Here is a 16,882-nt window from a genome sequence, read left to right as displayed (position 1 = left end):
CTCCCGTGCCCGTTCACACCGACGAGATCGAGGACGCCGTCGAGGTCGAAGTCCGCGAACGCGACGCCGAACGTGAGGGGCAGGAGCGACGTGCGGCCGATGCCGCTCTGGACGGACTCGTCCACGAAGAAGTCGCCCTTCGGGCCGGCGCTCCACACGGACCACATCTCGTTCGAGAAGTTGCCGACGACGAGCGTCACGCCGCCGTCGTTCTTCGTGTCGCCGAACGCGACTCCCATCGCGCCGCGCGCGCGGCCGTCCTCGCCGACGGCGACCCCCGCCTCGATCGCCATGTCCTTGAATCTCGGGATGCCGTTCACCGTCTCCACGTTCCGGCAGAGGTTGTTCGGCGAGGTGTCGTTCGCGACGACGAGGTCGGGGCGGCCGTCACCGTCGAAGTCCCTCACCGCGATCCCGAGCGCCTTGCCGAGCGGGTTCACGAGTCCGGCTTCCTTCGTGATCTCGCGAAACGTCCCGCCGCCGAGGCCCTTGTAGAGGCGGGACGAGACGCCGTTGTAGCGCTCCGGCGTGCAGTAGGACTTCGTCTTCCCGTCGAGCGAGCAATGCATGTCCGTCTTCGGCGTCCAGTTCACGTACTGCCCGACGAAGAGGTCGAGGACGCCGTCGCCGTCGAAGTCCGCGAATGCGGCCGACGTGCCCCAGCCCGACCCGACGAGGCCCGAGCCCTTCGTGGCGTCCTTGAATCGTCCCCTGCCGTCGTTGAGGAGCAGGCGGTTGTCGTCGAGGCCGGTGATCACGAGGTCGGGCGCGCCGTCGTCGTTGACGTCGCCGACCGCGACGCCCATGCCGTAGATCGAGACGGCGAGGCCTGCTTCCTTCGTGCGGTCCTCGAAGCGGAGCGCCCCGCCCGGCTCGGTGACGTTCCTCCAGAATGAGAGCGTCGGCTGCTGCGCGGACCTCGGGTCGCCGGGCCACCACCTTCCGTTCACGAAGAGGAGGTCCACGCGGCCGTCGCCGTCGGCGTCGAAGGCCGCAACCCCGGAGCCCATCGTCTCGGGCATCCACTTCTTGCCGGCGGCCCCGTTCACGTGGACGAACGAAACGCCCGAAGCCTTCGTGACGTCCTCGAACCGGATCGACGAGGCGACCTTCGTCGGCTCGGGGGCCGGGGTGGGGGAGACGGGTTTCGGCGGCGTCTTGGCGCAGCCGGCGGCGAGAAGACAGAGGACGCCGAGAAAGAGGGGATTTCTTTGAATGGTCATGGGACAGAAATGTTACTCCCGCGAGGAGGACCCGTTTTCATCGTAAAGTCGAGTCATGAAGTGTGCCTTCTCTCTTCCTCTCAAAGGGATCCTCTTTTTTCTTCCCCTGGCTCTTGCCGTAGCGGCCCTCGCCGAGACACCGCAGCCCCCGAAGCTGCGCCTGCCCACGGGCGTCGAGCCGGTGCACTACGCCGCGGAGCTGTGGCTGGATCCGGCGAAAGAGACGTTCAGAGGGAAGATCGAGATTCGGATTTCTTTGAAAGGGGAATCCGACACGCTGTGGCTGAACGGAACCGAGCTCGCAATCGAGTCGGCCTCGGCCCTCGGGGCCGACGGGAAGGGCTCCATTCCCGCGGAAGCATCGGCGGCGGGCGCGGACTACGTCCGTATTCACTTTCAAAGAAATCTTCCGCCGGGTGAATACGACCTGACGCTTGCCTATACGGGACGAATCGAGGGCAAGGACACCCAGGGCGTCTTCCGGCAGAGGGACGGCGCCGACTGGTACGCGTTCAGCCACTTCGAGGCGATCTACGCGCGGCGCGCGTTCCCGTGCTTCGACGAGCCGTCGTTCAAGACGCCGTGGCAGCTGACGATCCACGCGCCGAAAGGCGCGATCGCCGTGTCGAACACGCCCGTCGTCGCGGAGCGTTCGGACGGGGACGGCGCGCGCGCCTTCGTGTTCGCGCCGACGAAACCGCTCCCGAGCTACCTCGTCGCGTTCGGCGTCGGCCCGTTCGACGTCGTCCCCGCGGGGACCGCGGGACGCAACAAAACCGCGATCCGCATGATCGTCCCGAAGGGCCGAGCGGCCGACGCGCGCTGGGCGGCCGAGTCGACGGGGCCGATCCTCGACGTCCTCGAGAAGTACTTCGACATCCCGTACCCCTACGAGAAGCTCGACCACCTCGTGATTCCGCAGACCGTGGGCTTCGGCGCCATGGAGAACGCGGGACTCGTGACGTATTCGTCCAGCCTCCTGCTCGCGAAGCCCGCCGACGAGACGATCCGCTTCCGCCGCGCGTACGCGAGCGTCTGCGCCCACGAGACGGCGCACCAGTGGTTCGGCGACTACGTGACGACGGCGTGGTGGGACGACATCTGGCTGAACGAGGCCTTCGCGACGTGGATGACCTCCAAGATCGTCGACCGCTGGAAGCCCGAGTGGAGCTGGGCCGTGCAGCGCGCGGGCTCGCGCACCGGCGCGATGGACCAGGACTCGCTCGTGACGGCGCGGCGCATCCGCCAGCCGATCGCGGGCAACGACGACATCGTGAGCGCGTTCGACGGCATCACGTACCAGAAGGGTGCGGCCGTGATCGCCATGTTCGAGGGATGGGTGGGCGAGGAGGGCTTCCGGAAGGGCATCCAGCATTATCTGAAGACCCACGCGTGGGGCGCCGCGACCTCCGACGACTTCGTCGCGGCGATCGCCGAAGCCACGAAGAACGCGGCCGTCGTCCCGGCGTTCCGGTCGTTCCTCGACCAGCCCGGCGTCCCGCTCGTGACGGCCGAGCTGCAGTGCGCCGGCGGCGCGCCGAAGCTGCTCCTCTCGCAGAAGCGGTTCCTTCCGACCGGATCCACGGGCTCGACGCAGCAGACGTGGCAGGTGCCGGTCTGCGCGCGCACCGGCGACCCGGGCGCGGCAACGGTGTGCACTCTGCTGACCGAGGCGGCGGGCTCCCTCTCGCTTCCCGGCGCGTGCCCGGCGCGCGTGCTCGCGAACGCCGGCGACGGCTACTACCGCGTTCTTTACAAGGGCAGCCTTCTCGGAAAGGTCCTCGCCGACGGCGGCAAGCACCTGACTGCCGGTGAGCGGATCGCCACCCTCTCCGACGTCGCGGCGCTCGCGCGCAGCGGCGACGTCCCGATGGCGACGGCGCTCGCGCTCGTCCCCGCTTTCGCGAACGACCCCGACCGGCCCGTCGTCGAGGCCGTCCAGAAGATCGCGGCAGCGCCGCGCGACTTTCTCGTCACCGACGGAATGCGCCCGCGCTATCGCCGCTTCGTGAGCGACGTTTTCGGCGCTCGCGCGAAGGCGCTCGGCTGGGCCGCGAAGAAGGGCGAGGACGAGGACACGCAGCTCCTGCGGGCCTCGCTCGTCCCGTTCGCCGCGAACGAGGGCGACGAGCCGGCGCTCGTCGCCGAGGCGGGTTCTCTCGCGAAGGCTTGGCTCAAGGACCGCAAGGCCGTGGATCCGCTTCTCGCGTCCGAGGTTCTCGGAGTGGCCGCGCGGCACGGCGACGTGGAACTCTTCCAGGCGTACCTGGCCGAGGCGCGTAAGTCGACGGACCGTCGGGAGCGCTCGCGGCTTCTCGGCGCGCTCGGACTGTTCCGCGACCCCTCCGTCGTGCCGGCGGCGTTGAAACTCACCCTCTCGCACGAGTTCGACGCGCGCGAGACGATCGGCATCCTCCGCGAGGAGGCGTCGAACCGCGAGACGCGTTCCGAGGCGTGGGCGTTCCTCAAGGCGAACTTCGACAAGATCGCCGCGCGGCTGCCGCGCGAGTCTCCGGCGCGGTTCCCGATGCTCGCGTCCGGCTTCAGCGACGCGGAGAAGCGCGCCGACGTCGAGGCGTTCTTCAGGGACAAGGCGCCGAAGTACATGGGCGGCCCGCGCTACCTCGCACAGTCGCTCGAGCAGATCCAGCTCCGCGCGGCGCTCAAGGCCGCGCAGCAGGAGAGCGTGAACGAGTTCCTTTTCCACTACGAGCCGCGGCCGACGCTCGACCTGAAGCCGCAGTCGGGGATGTAGCGGGCCAGGCGCCCGCGCGACTAAGGGAGGGATGCATGAAGATCTCGAGAGGCGTCATTCCGATCACCCTTTTCGGCGTTGGCCTGGTCGTGGGCTCGACGCTCGGGGCATCGAGCCCGGCGGCGAAATCGAACGTCAAGAACCTGATGCAGATGCCACTCGCCGAGGACTTCACGCCCGGCCGGGAGGTACTCATCGACCTCGTGCAGATCCCGCCCAACACGTCTCTGGAGCGGCACTGGCATCCCGGAGAGGAGTTTCACTACTACCTCGAGGGCGAAGTCGAGATCAAGATCGACGGGGCGCCGTCGATCATCGGCACGCCCGGCACTGTCGGGCACGTGCCGTTCAAGAAATGGCATGTGGCGGTCGCCGGCGCGAAGGGCGCGAAGATCGTGGTCTTTCGCGTCCACACGAAGGGCGAGCCCTGGCGCTACGCTGACAAGTAGGGGAAGTTCCCGGGATGAGGGGGATGGCGCGTCTTCCGAGGAGGCCCGTGACGGGGAAACGCAAGGTTCCCGCGACGTGGGAGAGCGAGGCGCTCGGCGTCCTTGTCTACGAGTTCTCATCTTCCGATCGGGCGAAGGTCGAGGCGAAGATCCGCGCGCGGCTGAAGAGGAAGAAGCTGGGGGCTTACGACGCCAGGCGCATTGCCGTCCTGCGGCGGCTCAAGGACGTCCTGCGGCGGGAAATCTCCAAGGGTGAGAAGTCCCGGTTCTTTGACGGGCCGCACGGCAGATACGTGGAATTGTTCGATTTCGACGTGCCGGGCCTGACGAGGGAGATGATCCGGCGTTACCCGCAGGTCCCGAAGGCCGAGGTCGAGCGGTTCGTCCCTTTTTGCGTGTTCGTGTACCACCTGCTGTGAACGGCCGGAAACGTCAGCCGAAGGCGAACCGGGTCTGCTACGACGCCGTCATCTGAACGGCCTCGGGGCTCGGGGGCCGTTACGCCGCGGCGCCCGCCGTCTTCCAGTACCGCACGAGGCCGGTGACGTTCATGGCGAAGGGGAGGGCGGTCTTGTAGGCCTCGAGGCCGTCGGCGCCGACGCCTTTCGCGAGCAGGCGTTCCGTGAGCCACGCCTCGAACTCCGGCACGATCGCGGGTTCTTCCTTGCCCTCGTCGAGGCGCGCGCGAATGAACGCGGCCCAAGCCTCGAGCTCGTCGAACATCTCGTCAAGGCGGCGCGCGACGTCGCCGTGGCGCCCGAAGTGCGTCGGATAGAACGCGTCCGGCCGCGCGGCCTTGATGCGCTCGATGGAGCGCGCCCACGTAGGAAGGTCGATGTCCGGCGGGGGAGTCGGGGGCAGGTTCGGGCCGTCGCCGATCGCGACGCCGCCGACGTCGCCCGTGAAGACGTTGCCGTCGAGGAGGTACGCGTTGTGGTGGATCGCGTGGCCGGGCGTCTCGAGGACGCGGATCCGGGCGCCGCCGACCGGGATGTCGAGGCCGTCCGACGTGACCTTCAGCCGGTCGGCCGGAATCGGCTCCAGCGTGCCCCAGAGCGTATCCATCTGTTCCTTGTAGATCCGCCTCGCGGACGCGAGGAGCTTCGAGGGGTCGGCCATGTGAGGCGCGCCGCGGGGGTGCACCCACACGTTCGCGCCGGCCCGCGCGAGCCGCCATGCGGCGCCCGCGTGATCGAGGTGGATGTGCGTGACGAGCACGTCCTTGACGTCCTCCGGCCTCGCGCCATGCTTCGCGAGCGCCGCGACGAGGTGCGGCCAGGTGGAGTCGGGGCCGGTCTCGACGAGCGCGAGATGGCCGCCGGATTCGACGAGGTACGCGGCAATCGTCTCGCCGCGGAAGAACTCGAGATCGAGCGTGTGGATCTGCATGGCGTAGGTATTGTCGCCCTCAGGCCGCCGGCTTCGTCACGCTCGGGGTGTACGTCCAGGTCCAGCCGTTCTTCGTCGCGACGATGGACTTCCTGTCGCTCGAGATCTTCACGTCCTTCGAATCGCCGAGAGGCATCGTGAGGAGGACCGGGGAAAGCACGAGAAGTTCCTCGGGCTGGACGCTCTTCTTCCCCTTCCAGCGCTTGGGCTTCCCCGTGCAGAACTGCGGGACGTCGACGTCGGGGATCGTCGTCTCGACCTTCATCTCGGGCTGACCCGTCGGTCCCGTGGCGATCTCGAGGACCGTCCCGTGCTCGTACTCGCCGCGCAGGACCGGGGGAGCGCACTTCGGCTCGCCCTGGCGCAGGTTCGCAATCTTCGTCGGAAAGTTTTCGATCTTGAGGACGTGCGCGAGCGTTCCGTTCCGGAGGTTCCACTCGAGGTCGATCGCGACGCGGTCGGTCACGTCGGCCCATGCGCCCCCGTTCGGGACGGAGACGAGCGCCTTACCCGCGTACGCGCCCTCCACGTGGTAGAAGATCGTCTTCGGCTTCAGCCACTTGTCCATGGCGGCCACGTCTCCCTGGGGACGGGCCGGGCCGGCGAACACCACGCACAGGAGCACGAGGAGAAACCGCTTCTTCATCGACGAACGATATCAGTGCGACGAGACGACCGGGACGACGGCGGCCGCAACCGGAACGCCGGGTCCCTTCCGTTCCCCCGCCTGTTTCGACGGGGGCTCGGGCCGCGCGAACGGGCGCGGCGCGCCCTGCGGGCGGTCGTCCTTCAGGACCATTTCGCCCTTCGGCGCGTAGCCCTTGTACTCGTAGCCCTTCGGGCCGATCTCTGCAAGCCACGCGGGCGGGACGGCCTGCGAGGGCTGCGCGTCGTCGTGGACGTGGACCGGCAGCGACTCGCGGTTCTCGAGCGGGTGCGCGATGCGGTACTCCGCGAGGAGCGCGCGGGCGGACTCGTCGTCCTTGAAGAACCGGTACCACTTCTCCTCGGCGGCGGCCTCCTCCGAGCGCCCGAGCGCCTTGAGGCAGAGCATCGCGTTGTAATGCGCGGCGAGGTCCTCGCCGTCGATCGCGAGGACGGCGTCGATCGGCGGGAGCGCCTCCGCGTACTTGCCCGCGAGGTAGAGGACGCGGGCCTTCTGGTTCAGGACGACGCGGTCCTTCGGGAACTTCGCGAGGACGCGTTCGAGGTCGGCGAGCGCGTCGTCGAGGCGGCCCTCCTCCTTGGAAACGAGCGAGCGGAAGTACTGCGTCTTGCCCCAGCCCGGACGGCGCTTCTCGGCGTCGGCGAGCGCGGCCTTCGCCGCGGGGAGATCGCCCTCCTGCACCTTGCAGCGCGCGAGGTTCAGCGGGCCGTCCGGCTTGTCCGGGGCGAGCTCCGCGACCTTCTTGAACGCGGCCGAGGCTCCCCTGAGGTCTCCCTGCAGGAGGAGGCCGATCCCGTAGTCGTTCCAGCGGATCCACTGCCGATCGGGGAAATCCGGATTTCCGCGAGTAGTTGAGGGTGCTGCGCCGGCGACCGGAGCGGCGGAGCCGGTCGCGGCGCCGCGGAGGCTTCCTTCGACGGGCAGTACGACTGAATCCGCAGAGATTCGCGTCACGGGCAGTGTCGGGGCATCCGGTCCGCCGACGAAGATGGAGTAATCGCGCGAGAACTTCCGGTAGTTGAGGGCCGCCGCGAGCGTGATCGAGCCCGCCGCGTCCTTCGGCACCGTGAAGCGGTAGTGGACCGTGCGCGCCGCGCCCGGCGGGATGAAGTTGTTGTAGAGCGGGACGTGGATGTCCTGCGGCTGGCGGCGGTCCATGAAGGAGCCGTCGTGCGCGATCGCGAGCTGCGCGATCTTGTCGGCCGCGGGGTCGAGGCGTCCGTTCGCGTCGAGCGTGCCCGAGGCCATCACGGAGCGCGCGCCGTTGTCGGCCTTGAACTCGACCCACGTCTCGTTGCTGTCGGACGTGCCGTTCGTGTAGGGGTGCCCGAGCGTCCGCGTGCGCACGACGACCTCGACGTCGACGGTCTCGCCGGGCCTCACCGCCGGCAGCGCAGGGCCGATCGGCAGCACCTCGCTACCGCGCTTCAACGCGAAGACATCGATTGAGAGGGATCCAGCCAGTACCTTCTTACGAATGTCTTCTATCGTTTCTTTTTCCCCGCGAATCGCCGGCAATGCCGTGTTGGCCGCGGGGAAGAGGTGGTCGTGGAGCATCCCGGCCTGGTTGCCGAACTCGTTGGACGGCATCAGCGGCAGGTGGCAATCGCGGCAGGCCTTCGTCTTCGGCGGGTCGTAGAACGACCGCACCGCGTTGCCCGAAACGCCCGAGTCGTACCAGCTGTCGTAGTGGTTCTGACCGCGCATCCAGTGGTAATCGTTCAGCGGCGGGAGGAGCCCGACCTTGTGGCACGTCGAGCAGAATTCCGGCGTGCGCATGAACGGCTTCATGAACGTCTGGCGGTGGAGGGAGGGCTCCATGCGGATCAGGAGCTTGTTCACCTCCTTGAGCGCCTTGTTGTTGGAGAACGCGAACGGGTACTGCTTGCTTTCCTCGATCACGTAGCCGCCGTTGCCGCGCAGGTCTTTGACCTCGGTGATGGAGTGGCAGGCCATGCAGGTGAGACCCTGCTGCGCTTCGAACTGGTCGTACGAGAACGTGGCCATCGTGGCCTTGCCCATCTGCCCCGTGAAGAGGACGGCCGGGTCGTGGCAGCCGGAGCACCACTTCGTCTTCTCGCGGCCGACGCGGTCGGCCATGAGCTCGACGGCGCGGCGGTAGAAGGGGTTGTTGAACGACGAGAAGCGGTGGGCGGACTTCTCCCAGCGCTTGAAGGAGTCCGGGTGGCACTCCTGGCAGTACGCGTTCGCGGACAGCCTCTTCCCGTCGAGGAGGCCCTGGTCGAACGTCTCGGCGGACGAGAGGAAGAACTGAACGTCGCCGTTCGTGTTCACGACGCGCTGCGCCGGCTTCTCCAGTTTGTGGAGGCCCGCCATCACGAGGACGAACGCGGCCACGGCGCCGCCCCACTGGGCGAGCATCCTCAAATGCAGTTTGTGGACCGCGGCACGCCGGTGGAGGATGAAGGCGACGAGCGCGACGGGGATCGCGAAGACGTGCGCGAGGTAGATCGGCCGGTTCGTGAGCGTCGCACCCTTCAGCGCCATCGTGATCCCGGTCCCGATGCAGAGCAGCGAGAGGCCGACGATCGTGAGCCCGGCGATCTTCGCGTTGCGGTTCCGGATGTTTGCGAGCATCCGCGCGCCGTGCGTGAACGCGAAGACGAGGAAGGGGATGGCGATCAGGAGGCCCAGCACGAGGTGCATGAGCAGCATCGCCATGAAGAACGAGGAGTACTTCGTGAAGGCGACGAGGTAGATCGAGTTCGCCGCCATCAGGCCGAGTGGCACGAGCAGGATCGTGTAGAGCCGCTTCTGCCAGGGATGAAGGACGCCCTTGGCGCGGACCGCGCCTTCGTTCCGGGTGTTCATGGCGACGGATTTTAGACCTGAGGCACGGTCTCAGCGAGAGAGGTTCCGGGGACGCTTCGGCCCAGCCGCACGAGCCCGCTCGGACTGAAGGTCCAGGACTCGCTGGTGCCGGCGCCGGATGGAGCCGTCGACGTCTCCGCGGAGGCCGGGCGTCTCGAGGGCGTGGCGGAGGGAGGCCGCAGCCGCATCGAGGTCGCCCCCCGCGAGCCGGAAGAAGCGGTCGAACCAGCCCTCGATCGCCCAGTTCCAGTATTTGTACTCGGGGCTCAGAAGGAAGGCGACGAGGCGCTCGAGCGGGATCTCGAGGTTGAGCGTCGCGAGGACCTCGTCGCCGATCGGGACGGCGTGGAACGCGTCGTCCTTCAGGTCCCAGCTGAAGTACCAGCGCCGCCGGCACTCGGTGCAGAACGCGAGGATGAGGTTCTCGCCGCGGAAGCAGTCGAGATCGGGCGCGAAGCGCGCGTCGGGGTGCTCGGACAGGGGCCGCCAGGTGGGAGGCCGGACGCCCTCGGCGGTGCTCGAGAACCAGTCGTTGAGGAAGGCGTCGCAGGCGCAGGAGAGCACGTTCACCTCGCTCCGAGCTCGCCGGCCAGCCACTCGACGGCGTCGCGAAACGCCTCGCCCGGGAGGAGGCCATTCTGGTTCGGAGAATAAAGCTTGAGGACGATGCCGTCTCCCGCCTCCAGAGGCTCCATGCCGAGCAGCGCCGCGAAGAGAAGATGCTTGGAAGGGTAGGAGGGGAATCGAGGCGGCCCGACTATCGCTGTAGCGGTGCCCGGTGCGCCGGCCCGTATCCACCTTCTAAGAAAAGCTTCGTCTGGCCAAACGAGCAGCCAGCCGATCCGCTCAGGGTCCGCCTCCGCACGGGTCCGAAGCAAATCGGTATTCGGCTCTCGTCCGACCAGCACCACGAGGCCCCTCTGCGCCGCGTGGTCGAGGACTTCCCTTTGGCGGCAATCTCCCTTGGACGGACAGACGAGGACCATCGCGGGGCGCGCCTTCGCCGGGATCTGCACCTTCTTGTCCGGGTACATCGAGCCGGGGAGGAGGGGAGCGTAGAGCTTCGGGACGTAGAGTTTTCCTCCGGGGACGCTCTCGGTCTTCGCCCAGTCGGAGGACGCGCAGCCGGTGGTCGCAAGAACCAGGAGAAGCGCGGTTCTCCTCATTCGTCGAAGAGCGAGCGCTGCCGGGGCGCGGAGCCATCAGGCCGCGCGCCGCTCTCCCGGTCGGCTGTATTCACTTTCAAAGAAATCTTCTCTTCTTTCTCGTTTCCCTCGTCTCCCAGCCAGACGAGTTCCCCGGTGTCCATGAAGAAGAGCCCGGCCTTCGCCGGCCGCTTCGTGAGCGCCTCCCACGCACGCCTGTAGTGCGTCACCTGAGGCGCGTAGTGGGCGACGAGCGCGGCGAGAGAGTCGCCGACGACGTCGGACTTCCAGTCCACGATGCGCCAGACGCCGTCTTCTTCGAAGACGAGGTCCATTGCGCCCTTGAGGAGCGTCTCGGGAGGCCCAGCCGCGAAGCCGAGGTCGCCCGACGGCACGACCATCTCGAACGGGACCTCGACGTACCGGCGCGGCGACTTGAGGGCCCGCGTCCAGAGCTCGGAGGCCGTGACGGACGCGGCGACGCGAAGCACTTCGTCGAGGAGGTCGGGCGCGACCTCCTCGTCCCGCATGAGATTGAGGGCGAGCGGCCGAAGGTCGACGCCGGGCATCCGCAGGGCCGCTTCGAGAAGCTGGTGCAGGACGCGTCCCCACGCGGCGCCACGCGCCTCCTCGGCTGGCGACGGGGCCCGGGGGCCCTCCTTCTTCGCGAGCGCCGTCACCGTTACGACGCCATACGTCGGGGCGCCCGCGCGCTCCCGCGCCTCGGCGAGGCGCGTGCGCACCTCGGGGAGCCTTTCGGCGAGCGGCGGCAGGTCGCGTCCGGGCAGGGCCGGCGCGGGCGCGGGGCTGGCCACGAGGTCCTTGAGGTACGGGTCGAGCGGCGCCCAGAGGCCCGTGAGCCGCGGCCCGTCCTTCTTCGTGACCTTCGTGTGGACGCTCGCGACGAGCGTGTACATCGCGCGCGTCGCGCCCACGTAGAAGAGACGCTGCTGCTCGGCGTCGAGGAACAGGCGCTCGATTCCGCTCTTCTCCTCCCAGTCCGGAGGGAGCGCGAGGATGCGCACGCCGCGCTCGCCGAGCGGCTTGAGGACCGGGAACCAGCCGCGCGGTACGTCGCCCGTCCGTTCGATGTGGGAGCCCGGCTCGTGCGGCGTCCGGTCGACGGGCTCGGCGAGGATCACGATGGGCGCCTCGAGCCCCTTGGCCTTGTGGATGTTCATGAGGCGGACCGCGTTCGAGCGCGCCGCGTCGACGCTCATCTCCTCGAGCTCGGGCGCGTCCTCGACGAGGCGCCGCGCGACGTCCGCGAAGGAGTGGCCGTCGGCCGAGAGCCGCCGCGCCCACGCGAGGACCTTGAGGAGGTTGCCGGTCGCGGTGCGGCCGCCTTCGTCGGCGGAGATGGACGCCGCGAGGCCGAGACGCTCCACGATCTTCACGAGCGCGGCCGCGGGCGGGAAGGCACGGCTGTCCCTCAGGGCGTCGCGGAGGTGAGCCAGGCCGCGGGCGATCTTCGCGTCCGTGCCGGGTTCGGGGTCGGTCGTGAACGCGAATCGGCCGCCGGCCTTGCGGTGGCGCCAGAGCGCGTCGTCGTCCACGCCGCAGAGCGGCCCCGAGAGGAACGCGACGACGGCGACTTCGTCGTCGGGGTCGTTCACGGCGGCGAGGAGAGGCTGCAGCGCGAGAAGGCCCTTCGTGATCGCGAAGGCCTTGCTCCCCGTGACCTCGACGGGGACGCCCGCGACTTCGAGGGCCTGCGCGTGCTCGGCGAGCGCGTCGCGGCCCACGGTCAGGACCAGGATGTCCGACGGGCGCGGAGTCACGAGCGCGCCGCCCGGGCCCGCAGGGATCTTCCAGCCGCCCGCGAGAGCGCGCCGGACGAAGTCGGCCACGTTCCGCGCGTTGATCGAGCGCACGCGGCCCTCGCGGACGTTTCCGTCGCCCTGCGACGCGAGCCGGAAAGCGCCGCACGTCGGCCCCGCCTCCGCGCCGCGTGCCTCGAGGGGCGCGAACCTGGCCTGGAGCTTCGTCGCCTTCTTCGGGAAGACCCCCGCGAACGTCCGGTTGACGGGCTCGGCGGCCGCGTCCACGGTGCGGAAGCTCGACGTCAGAGGCAGGACCGCGCCGCCCGAAGCGATCACGATGTCCGTGAACGTCTCGTACGTCTCGATGTCCGCGCGGCGGAAGCGGTAGATGGACTGCTTCGGGTCGCCGACGACGAACAGCGAGCCCGGCCTCGGCCGCAGCTTCCACGCGTTCTTCTGCCGGTCGTCGTCCGAGGTGAGGAACAGCATGATCTCCGCCTGGAGCGGGTCGGTGTCCTGGAACTCGTCGACGAGAAGGTGCGAGATGCGGCTGCGGAAGTACCGGCGAACGGCCGGCTGGTCGCGCAGGACGTCGCGGGAGATCAGGAGCAGGTCCTCGTACGTGAGGAAGCCCTCCTCGCGGCGGCGCGTGCGCAGGCGCTCGAGCGCGGGGAGGAGAAACCCCATCGCGCGCGGGTGCACCCACTCGCGCCACGCGAGGAGCGTGGGCCGGAGGACCTTCTCGCGGAACGCCTCGAAGCGCGCCACGAACGCGAGCGCGGCCGCCTTGCCGCCTTCCCACTGTGTGACCTTGATCTCGGCGAGCTTCTCGGGTTCGAGCTCCTCGAGCACGCGGACGAAGCCGTCGTCGCTCTCGGCGTCCGGCTGTTCGAGGAGGCGCGCGACCCTCACGAGCGCGGCCTGCAGGTCGTCGGCTTCCTTCCCCGCGAGCGGCTCGCCCGGCTTGAGCGGCCCGGCCTCCGCGAGGAGCAGAGCCGTCTTCCGGCGGACGCCGTCGAGCGCGGGCTTCGGCGGCGGCGGGCTCGCGACGGCCGGGACGACGTCGGGATATTCCGCGAGCGTCAGGAACGCGCTCTCGAGGTCCTGGGCGGCGAGGCCCGTCTCTTCCAGCGCCGCGAGCCGCGGGTCGTCCTTCTCCGCGCAGTCGGCGATCCACTCGCGCCACGCGAGCGGCTGGAAGAGCGCGGCTTCCTGGAGCTTGACGTCCGACAGGCCGAGGTCGATGCCGGCCTCGACCGGGCGCTCGCGCAGCAGCGAGGCGCAGAACGAATGGATCGTCCCGACGCGGACGAGGTCGAGGCCCTTCTGGGCTTTCTCGAGCCGCTCCTTGACGGCGGGCTCCTTCTCGGCCGCGAGGCGCTCCTCCAGCTTTTCCTGGAAGCGCTGCCGCAGCTGTGAGGCGGCCTTGCGCGTGAACGTCACGGCGACGAGCGCGTCCGGCTCGGCGAGGCCCGCGCCGAGGAGCGCGATCATCCGCGAGACGAGGCTCGTCGTCTTGCCGGAGCCCGCGCCCGCCTCCACGAGGAAGTTCCGGTCGAGCTCCGTCTCGATACGGAGGCGCTCGGCGGCGTCCGGGAGCGGTCCCGTCTTCAGCACCCGCTCAGACATCGCGGCCCCCCAGAGCGCGCAGCGCCTCGAGGAGCGGCTCGCCCGACTCGCACTTCGCCTTCGACTGGCGGGCCGCCTCCCCGGGATCGCCGCAGGCGAGGCGGAAGTCGCACCAGTCGCAGTCGCGCTTCCGGACCGAGTGCGGGAACGCGCCCGCGGCGAGGAGGTCGAAGAGGTTCTTCAGCGTGGCGTCGACGTCGGCGTCGGACACCTCGGGCACGACGCGGCGGCCCCCGCCCTTCCGGGTCGGGAAGTAGTAGCCCGAGCGCAGGGACTTCACGTCGAACCCCGAACGCCGGAGGAGGGTCTCCGCGGCGCGCGCGTAGAGGGCGTGCTGGATCTGGCGGCCCCTGTTCAGCGGCAAGGCGTCCTTGAACTGTCTCTCGCTGCCCGTCTTGTAGTCCCACACGGCCCACGCGCCGGCTCCCTCGGAGTCGATGCGGTCGATCTGCCCCTGGAGGAGGAACGTTCCGCCCCCGCCCGCGATCTCGACGGGCTCGGCGGACGCGAGATCCTTGCCCGCGCTGCCGTACGAACGACCGAGCGGCACCTCGAAGAACCGCGGGACCGACGTCGACGCGCTCTTCGCCTCTCCCTTGACGAACACGTCGAGGTCGGCGAGGAAGGCGTCGCGCTGCTGCCGGAACGCGACGTCGCTCGGGGGCGGGATCTCCCCGCGCATCCGGACGAGGTTGCGGTCGGCGACCTTGAGAAGGCGCGCCGTCTCCCGGACGAGGTCGAACGGCGCGTCCGGCTCCACGCGTTCCGTGAAGAACTCGAAGACGGTCTCGTGGAAGAGCCGGCCGTACTCGAGGGCGTCCAGCCAGACGTCCACGGCGTGGTCCTCGTCCGGCTCCGAGAGGCCGAGGACGTACTTCAGGAAGTACCCGCGCGGGCTCTTCGCGAGGAGCTGGAGGCGCGAGGCGGACGTCGGCTCGCGCGTGACACGCGGGTCCAGCTCGCCATGCGCGACCGACAGCCGCCCGTCCCACTTCGTGAACGCCGGGGAGCGACGCGCCTCGTCAGCCTCGCGCCCGTCCGCGATCCACGGGTAGGCGGTCTCGACCTCGCGCCCCGCGCGCTCCGGATCCGTCCCCGGTGCGTGAAGGGCCGCGAGCCACCACTCGATCTCGTCGAGCGGCGCGCCCGCCGGCCGGAACGCGGCAGGCGCGCCCTCGCGGTCGAAGAGGTCGCGGAAGCTCGCGCGCGGCCGGCCCTCGAGCGCGCGGAAGACGTCGAGAACGGCCGACGAGGGGAACTGCTCGGCGTCCTGCAGAAAGTCGCGGTTCGAGTACGAGAGGACGAGGCGGCCGCGCGCGCGGGCGAGGAGCGAAGCGAGCGCGCGCCGGCTCTCCTCGGCCGCGGTCCCGCGGCGCAGTGGCAGCGCGTGCGAGCCCATCCGGCTGTTGACGGCCTCGCGCTCGTGGTCGAGGAGGACGGGATCCTGCGCCCCGCCGCCGGGGAAGCGCGCTTCGTCGAGGCCGAGGACGAACGTGCGCCCGCGGCCGCTCCATCCGGCGTCCGCGATGCGCGCGACGTGCGCGTGTCCGGGCGCGGGCGTCGAGGACGCGACGGCGAGCGCCCCGACGGCCTCGCGCAGGCGCGCCGCCGCCTCCACGAGCGGGAGCCTGCGCGGCGGCAGCGACGCGAACTCCGCGAAGAGGCGGGCGAGGCCCTCGCGCGCCATGCCGTCCAGCCGGCTCGCGACGTCGAGGAGACCCGTGATCGCGAGGCCCGCGCGCGCGAGCGCGGCGAGGTCGACCCGGCCCTCGGGGTCGGGCACGGGGGCGATCGCGAGGAGGCGGTCCACCCAGGCCGCGACCGCGTCGAGGGGCACGAGACGCTCGGCGACGGCCTCCGGCTCGAGGCCCTCGGCCCGGGCCCGGCGCTCGAGGCGCTCTCTCTCGAGCGCGAGGCGCGCGCGAGTGCGGTCGCGCCCACGCACGATCCGCGCGCGCCGGAACGCCCGCGCCGCGCGGACAGGCCCCACGAGCGCGCCACGGGGGTGCGCGGCCGCCAGGTTCGCCCGGCCAGCGCCGAACAGCCGCGCGAGGGCGCGCTCCTCGTACCCGCCCGCGATCCAGTCGAGGACGTCGAGGACGCCCTGGGCCGGGCGTGAAAACGTCGCCGGGATGCCGTCGGCGAACGTGCAGGGGAAGCCCGCCTGCTGGGCCAGCTCGTAAACGAGCGGCCGGTACGCGGCGTCGTCCGTGATCGCGATCTCGACGTCGTCGAGCGGGATCGTCTCGTCCACGACGCGGCGGAAGACGGCCCGTACTTCGTTCTCCTCCCCCGAGGCGCACGCGAGCGACACGCGCTCCGCCGTCAGCGGGGCGTCCTCCGGCACGTCGACGGCGAGGGACGTGGCCGGGCGGGCCAGGAACGCGTCGAGGAACGCGGCCTCGACGCCCGAGAAGTCGATTCCGTCCGGTCGGAGGACGCGAACCGCCGTCGGGAGCTTCAGCCCGGGGTCCTCGAGCAGCATGCGAGTCGCGGCCGCGAGGACGTCGAGCGGGTCCGCGAACTTTCCGGCCTCGAGCGCGTCGCGGTAGGAGCGGCCGATCGCCTTCATCTCGCGTGCCTTGCGCGGGTCCTCGAGCGCCTCGGAGGGGAGCTGCTCGGGCGTCAGGCCCGCGCGCCGGATCTCGTTCAGCGTGGACTGCAGGGCGCGGTGCAGGCCGGGCCTGTCGCGCAGCGCCCCGAAGTACGACGAGGGCTCGAGGACCTGGTCGCACGCGTCCTCGACGAGGGCGAGCAGCTGGGCTCGTGAGAGCGTCACACGTCCGGCCGCCGCGAGGGCCGGGCCGGCGACGCCGTGCGCGAGCGAGAAGACGGTCGCGGGTCGGAGATTCAGGTGCGCGCAGCCCGAGCGTGCGAGCGCGTCGAGAATCTGCTGGCCGACGGGGAAGGACGGAACGAGGAGGATCTTCTCGTCCACGGGGTGCGCCGCGCAGAAGTCCGCCAGCCCCGCGTGGAGCCTGTTGCGTTCGACGGCCGGTGTCACGCGCGGAGTCTAAATGGGCCGTGCCC

General features: G+C 69.9%; 11 protein-coding genes. 3 read left to right on the top strand and 8 right to left on the bottom strand.

All coding sequences use genetic code 11. The features are described from left to right. On the bottom strand, positions 1-1,223 hold a 1,223-nt coding region (locus IPL89_13395), incomplete at its 3' end, for a VCBS repeat-containing protein (GenBank protein MBK9064170.1). 55 nt (positions 1,224-1,278) lie between these two features. Here IPL89_13395 and IPL89_13390 point away from each other — a divergent pair. Genes IPL89_13390 through IPL89_13380 form a run of 3 tightly spaced genes read left to right on the top strand, consistent with a single transcriptional unit; the run spans position 1,279 to position 4,846 of the window. Beyond that, complete coding sequence (locus IPL89_13390; protein ID MBK9064169.1) at positions 1,279-3,978, top strand: M1 family metallopeptidase; 2,700 nt, start codon at positions 1,279-1,281, stop codon at positions 3,976-3,978. A 35-nt stretch (positions 3,979-4,013) separates the two neighbouring features. Continuing rightward, on the top strand, positions 4,014-4,427 hold the full coding sequence (locus IPL89_13385) for a cupin domain-containing protein (protein MBK9064168.1): 414 nt from the start codon (positions 4,014-4,016) through the stop codon (positions 4,425-4,427). 47 nt (positions 4,428-4,474) lie between these two features. Continuing rightward, positions 4,475-4,846: a hypothetical protein gene (locus tag IPL89_13380; GenBank protein ID MBK9064167.1), complete on the top strand. Its 372-nt coding sequence runs from the start codon at positions 4,475-4,477 to the stop codon at positions 4,844-4,846. Between the two features lie 79 nt (positions 4,847-4,925). Here the strand turns inward: IPL89_13380 and IPL89_13375 are convergent, their stop codons facing one another. Genes IPL89_13375 through IPL89_13345 form a run of 7 tightly spaced genes read right to left on the bottom strand, consistent with a single transcriptional unit; the run spans position 4,926 to position 16,856 of the window. Continuing rightward, positions 4,926-5,816 (bottom strand): MBL fold metallo-hydrolase, encoded by an 891-nt coding sequence (locus tag IPL89_13375; GenBank protein MBK9064166.1) that lies wholly within the window; start codon positions 5,814-5,816, stop codon positions 4,926-4,928. A gap of 19 nt (positions 5,817-5,835) precedes the next feature. After that, the gene (locus tag IPL89_13370) at positions 5,836-6,462 is read right to left on the bottom strand and encodes a hypothetical protein (GenBank protein ID MBK9064165.1); all 627 of its coding nucleotides are present in this window, start codon (positions 6,460-6,462) and stop codon (positions 5,836-5,838) included. A gap of 12 nt (positions 6,463-6,474) precedes the next feature. Then, complete coding sequence (locus tag IPL89_13365; protein MBK9064164.1) at positions 6,475-9,315, bottom strand: tetratricopeptide repeat protein; 2,841 nt, start codon at positions 9,313-9,315, stop codon at positions 6,475-6,477. A 30-nt stretch (positions 9,316-9,345) separates the two neighbouring features. Further along, positions 9,346-9,885, bottom strand: coding sequence for a hypothetical protein (locus IPL89_13360; protein ID MBK9064163.1), 540 nt, complete (start codon positions 9,883-9,885; stop codon positions 9,346-9,348). Next, positions 9,882-10,481: a hypothetical protein gene (locus IPL89_13355; GenBank protein MBK9064162.1), complete on the bottom strand. Its 600-nt coding sequence runs from the start codon at positions 10,479-10,481 to the stop codon at positions 9,882-9,884. Before IPL89_13355 ends, IPL89_13360 begins: the two co-directional genes overlap by 4 nt. Then, positions 10,478-13,852 carry a UvrD-helicase domain-containing protein gene (locus IPL89_13350; protein ID MBK9064161.1) on the bottom strand — a complete coding sequence of 1,125 codons (3,375 nt, stop codon included), beginning with the start codon at positions 13,850-13,852 and terminating at the stop codon, positions 10,478-10,480. Before IPL89_13350 ends, IPL89_13355 begins: the two co-directional genes overlap by 4 nt. Next, entirely contained in the window at positions 13,845-16,856 is a 3,012-nt protein-coding gene (locus IPL89_13345; GenBank protein ID MBK9064160.1) for a PD-(D/E)XK nuclease family protein, read from the bottom strand. Before IPL89_13345 ends, IPL89_13350 begins: the two co-directional genes overlap by 8 nt. Positions 16,857-16,882 lie beyond the last annotated feature (26 nt).

Source organism: Acidobacteriota bacterium, from assembly GCA_016716715.1.
Classification (GTDB): Bacteria; Acidobacteriota; Thermoanaerobaculia; order UBA5066; family UBA5066; genus Fen-183.
The sequence above is the reverse complement of the archived record's forward strand: the minus strand, read 5'-3'. Positions and strand labels throughout refer to the sequence as shown.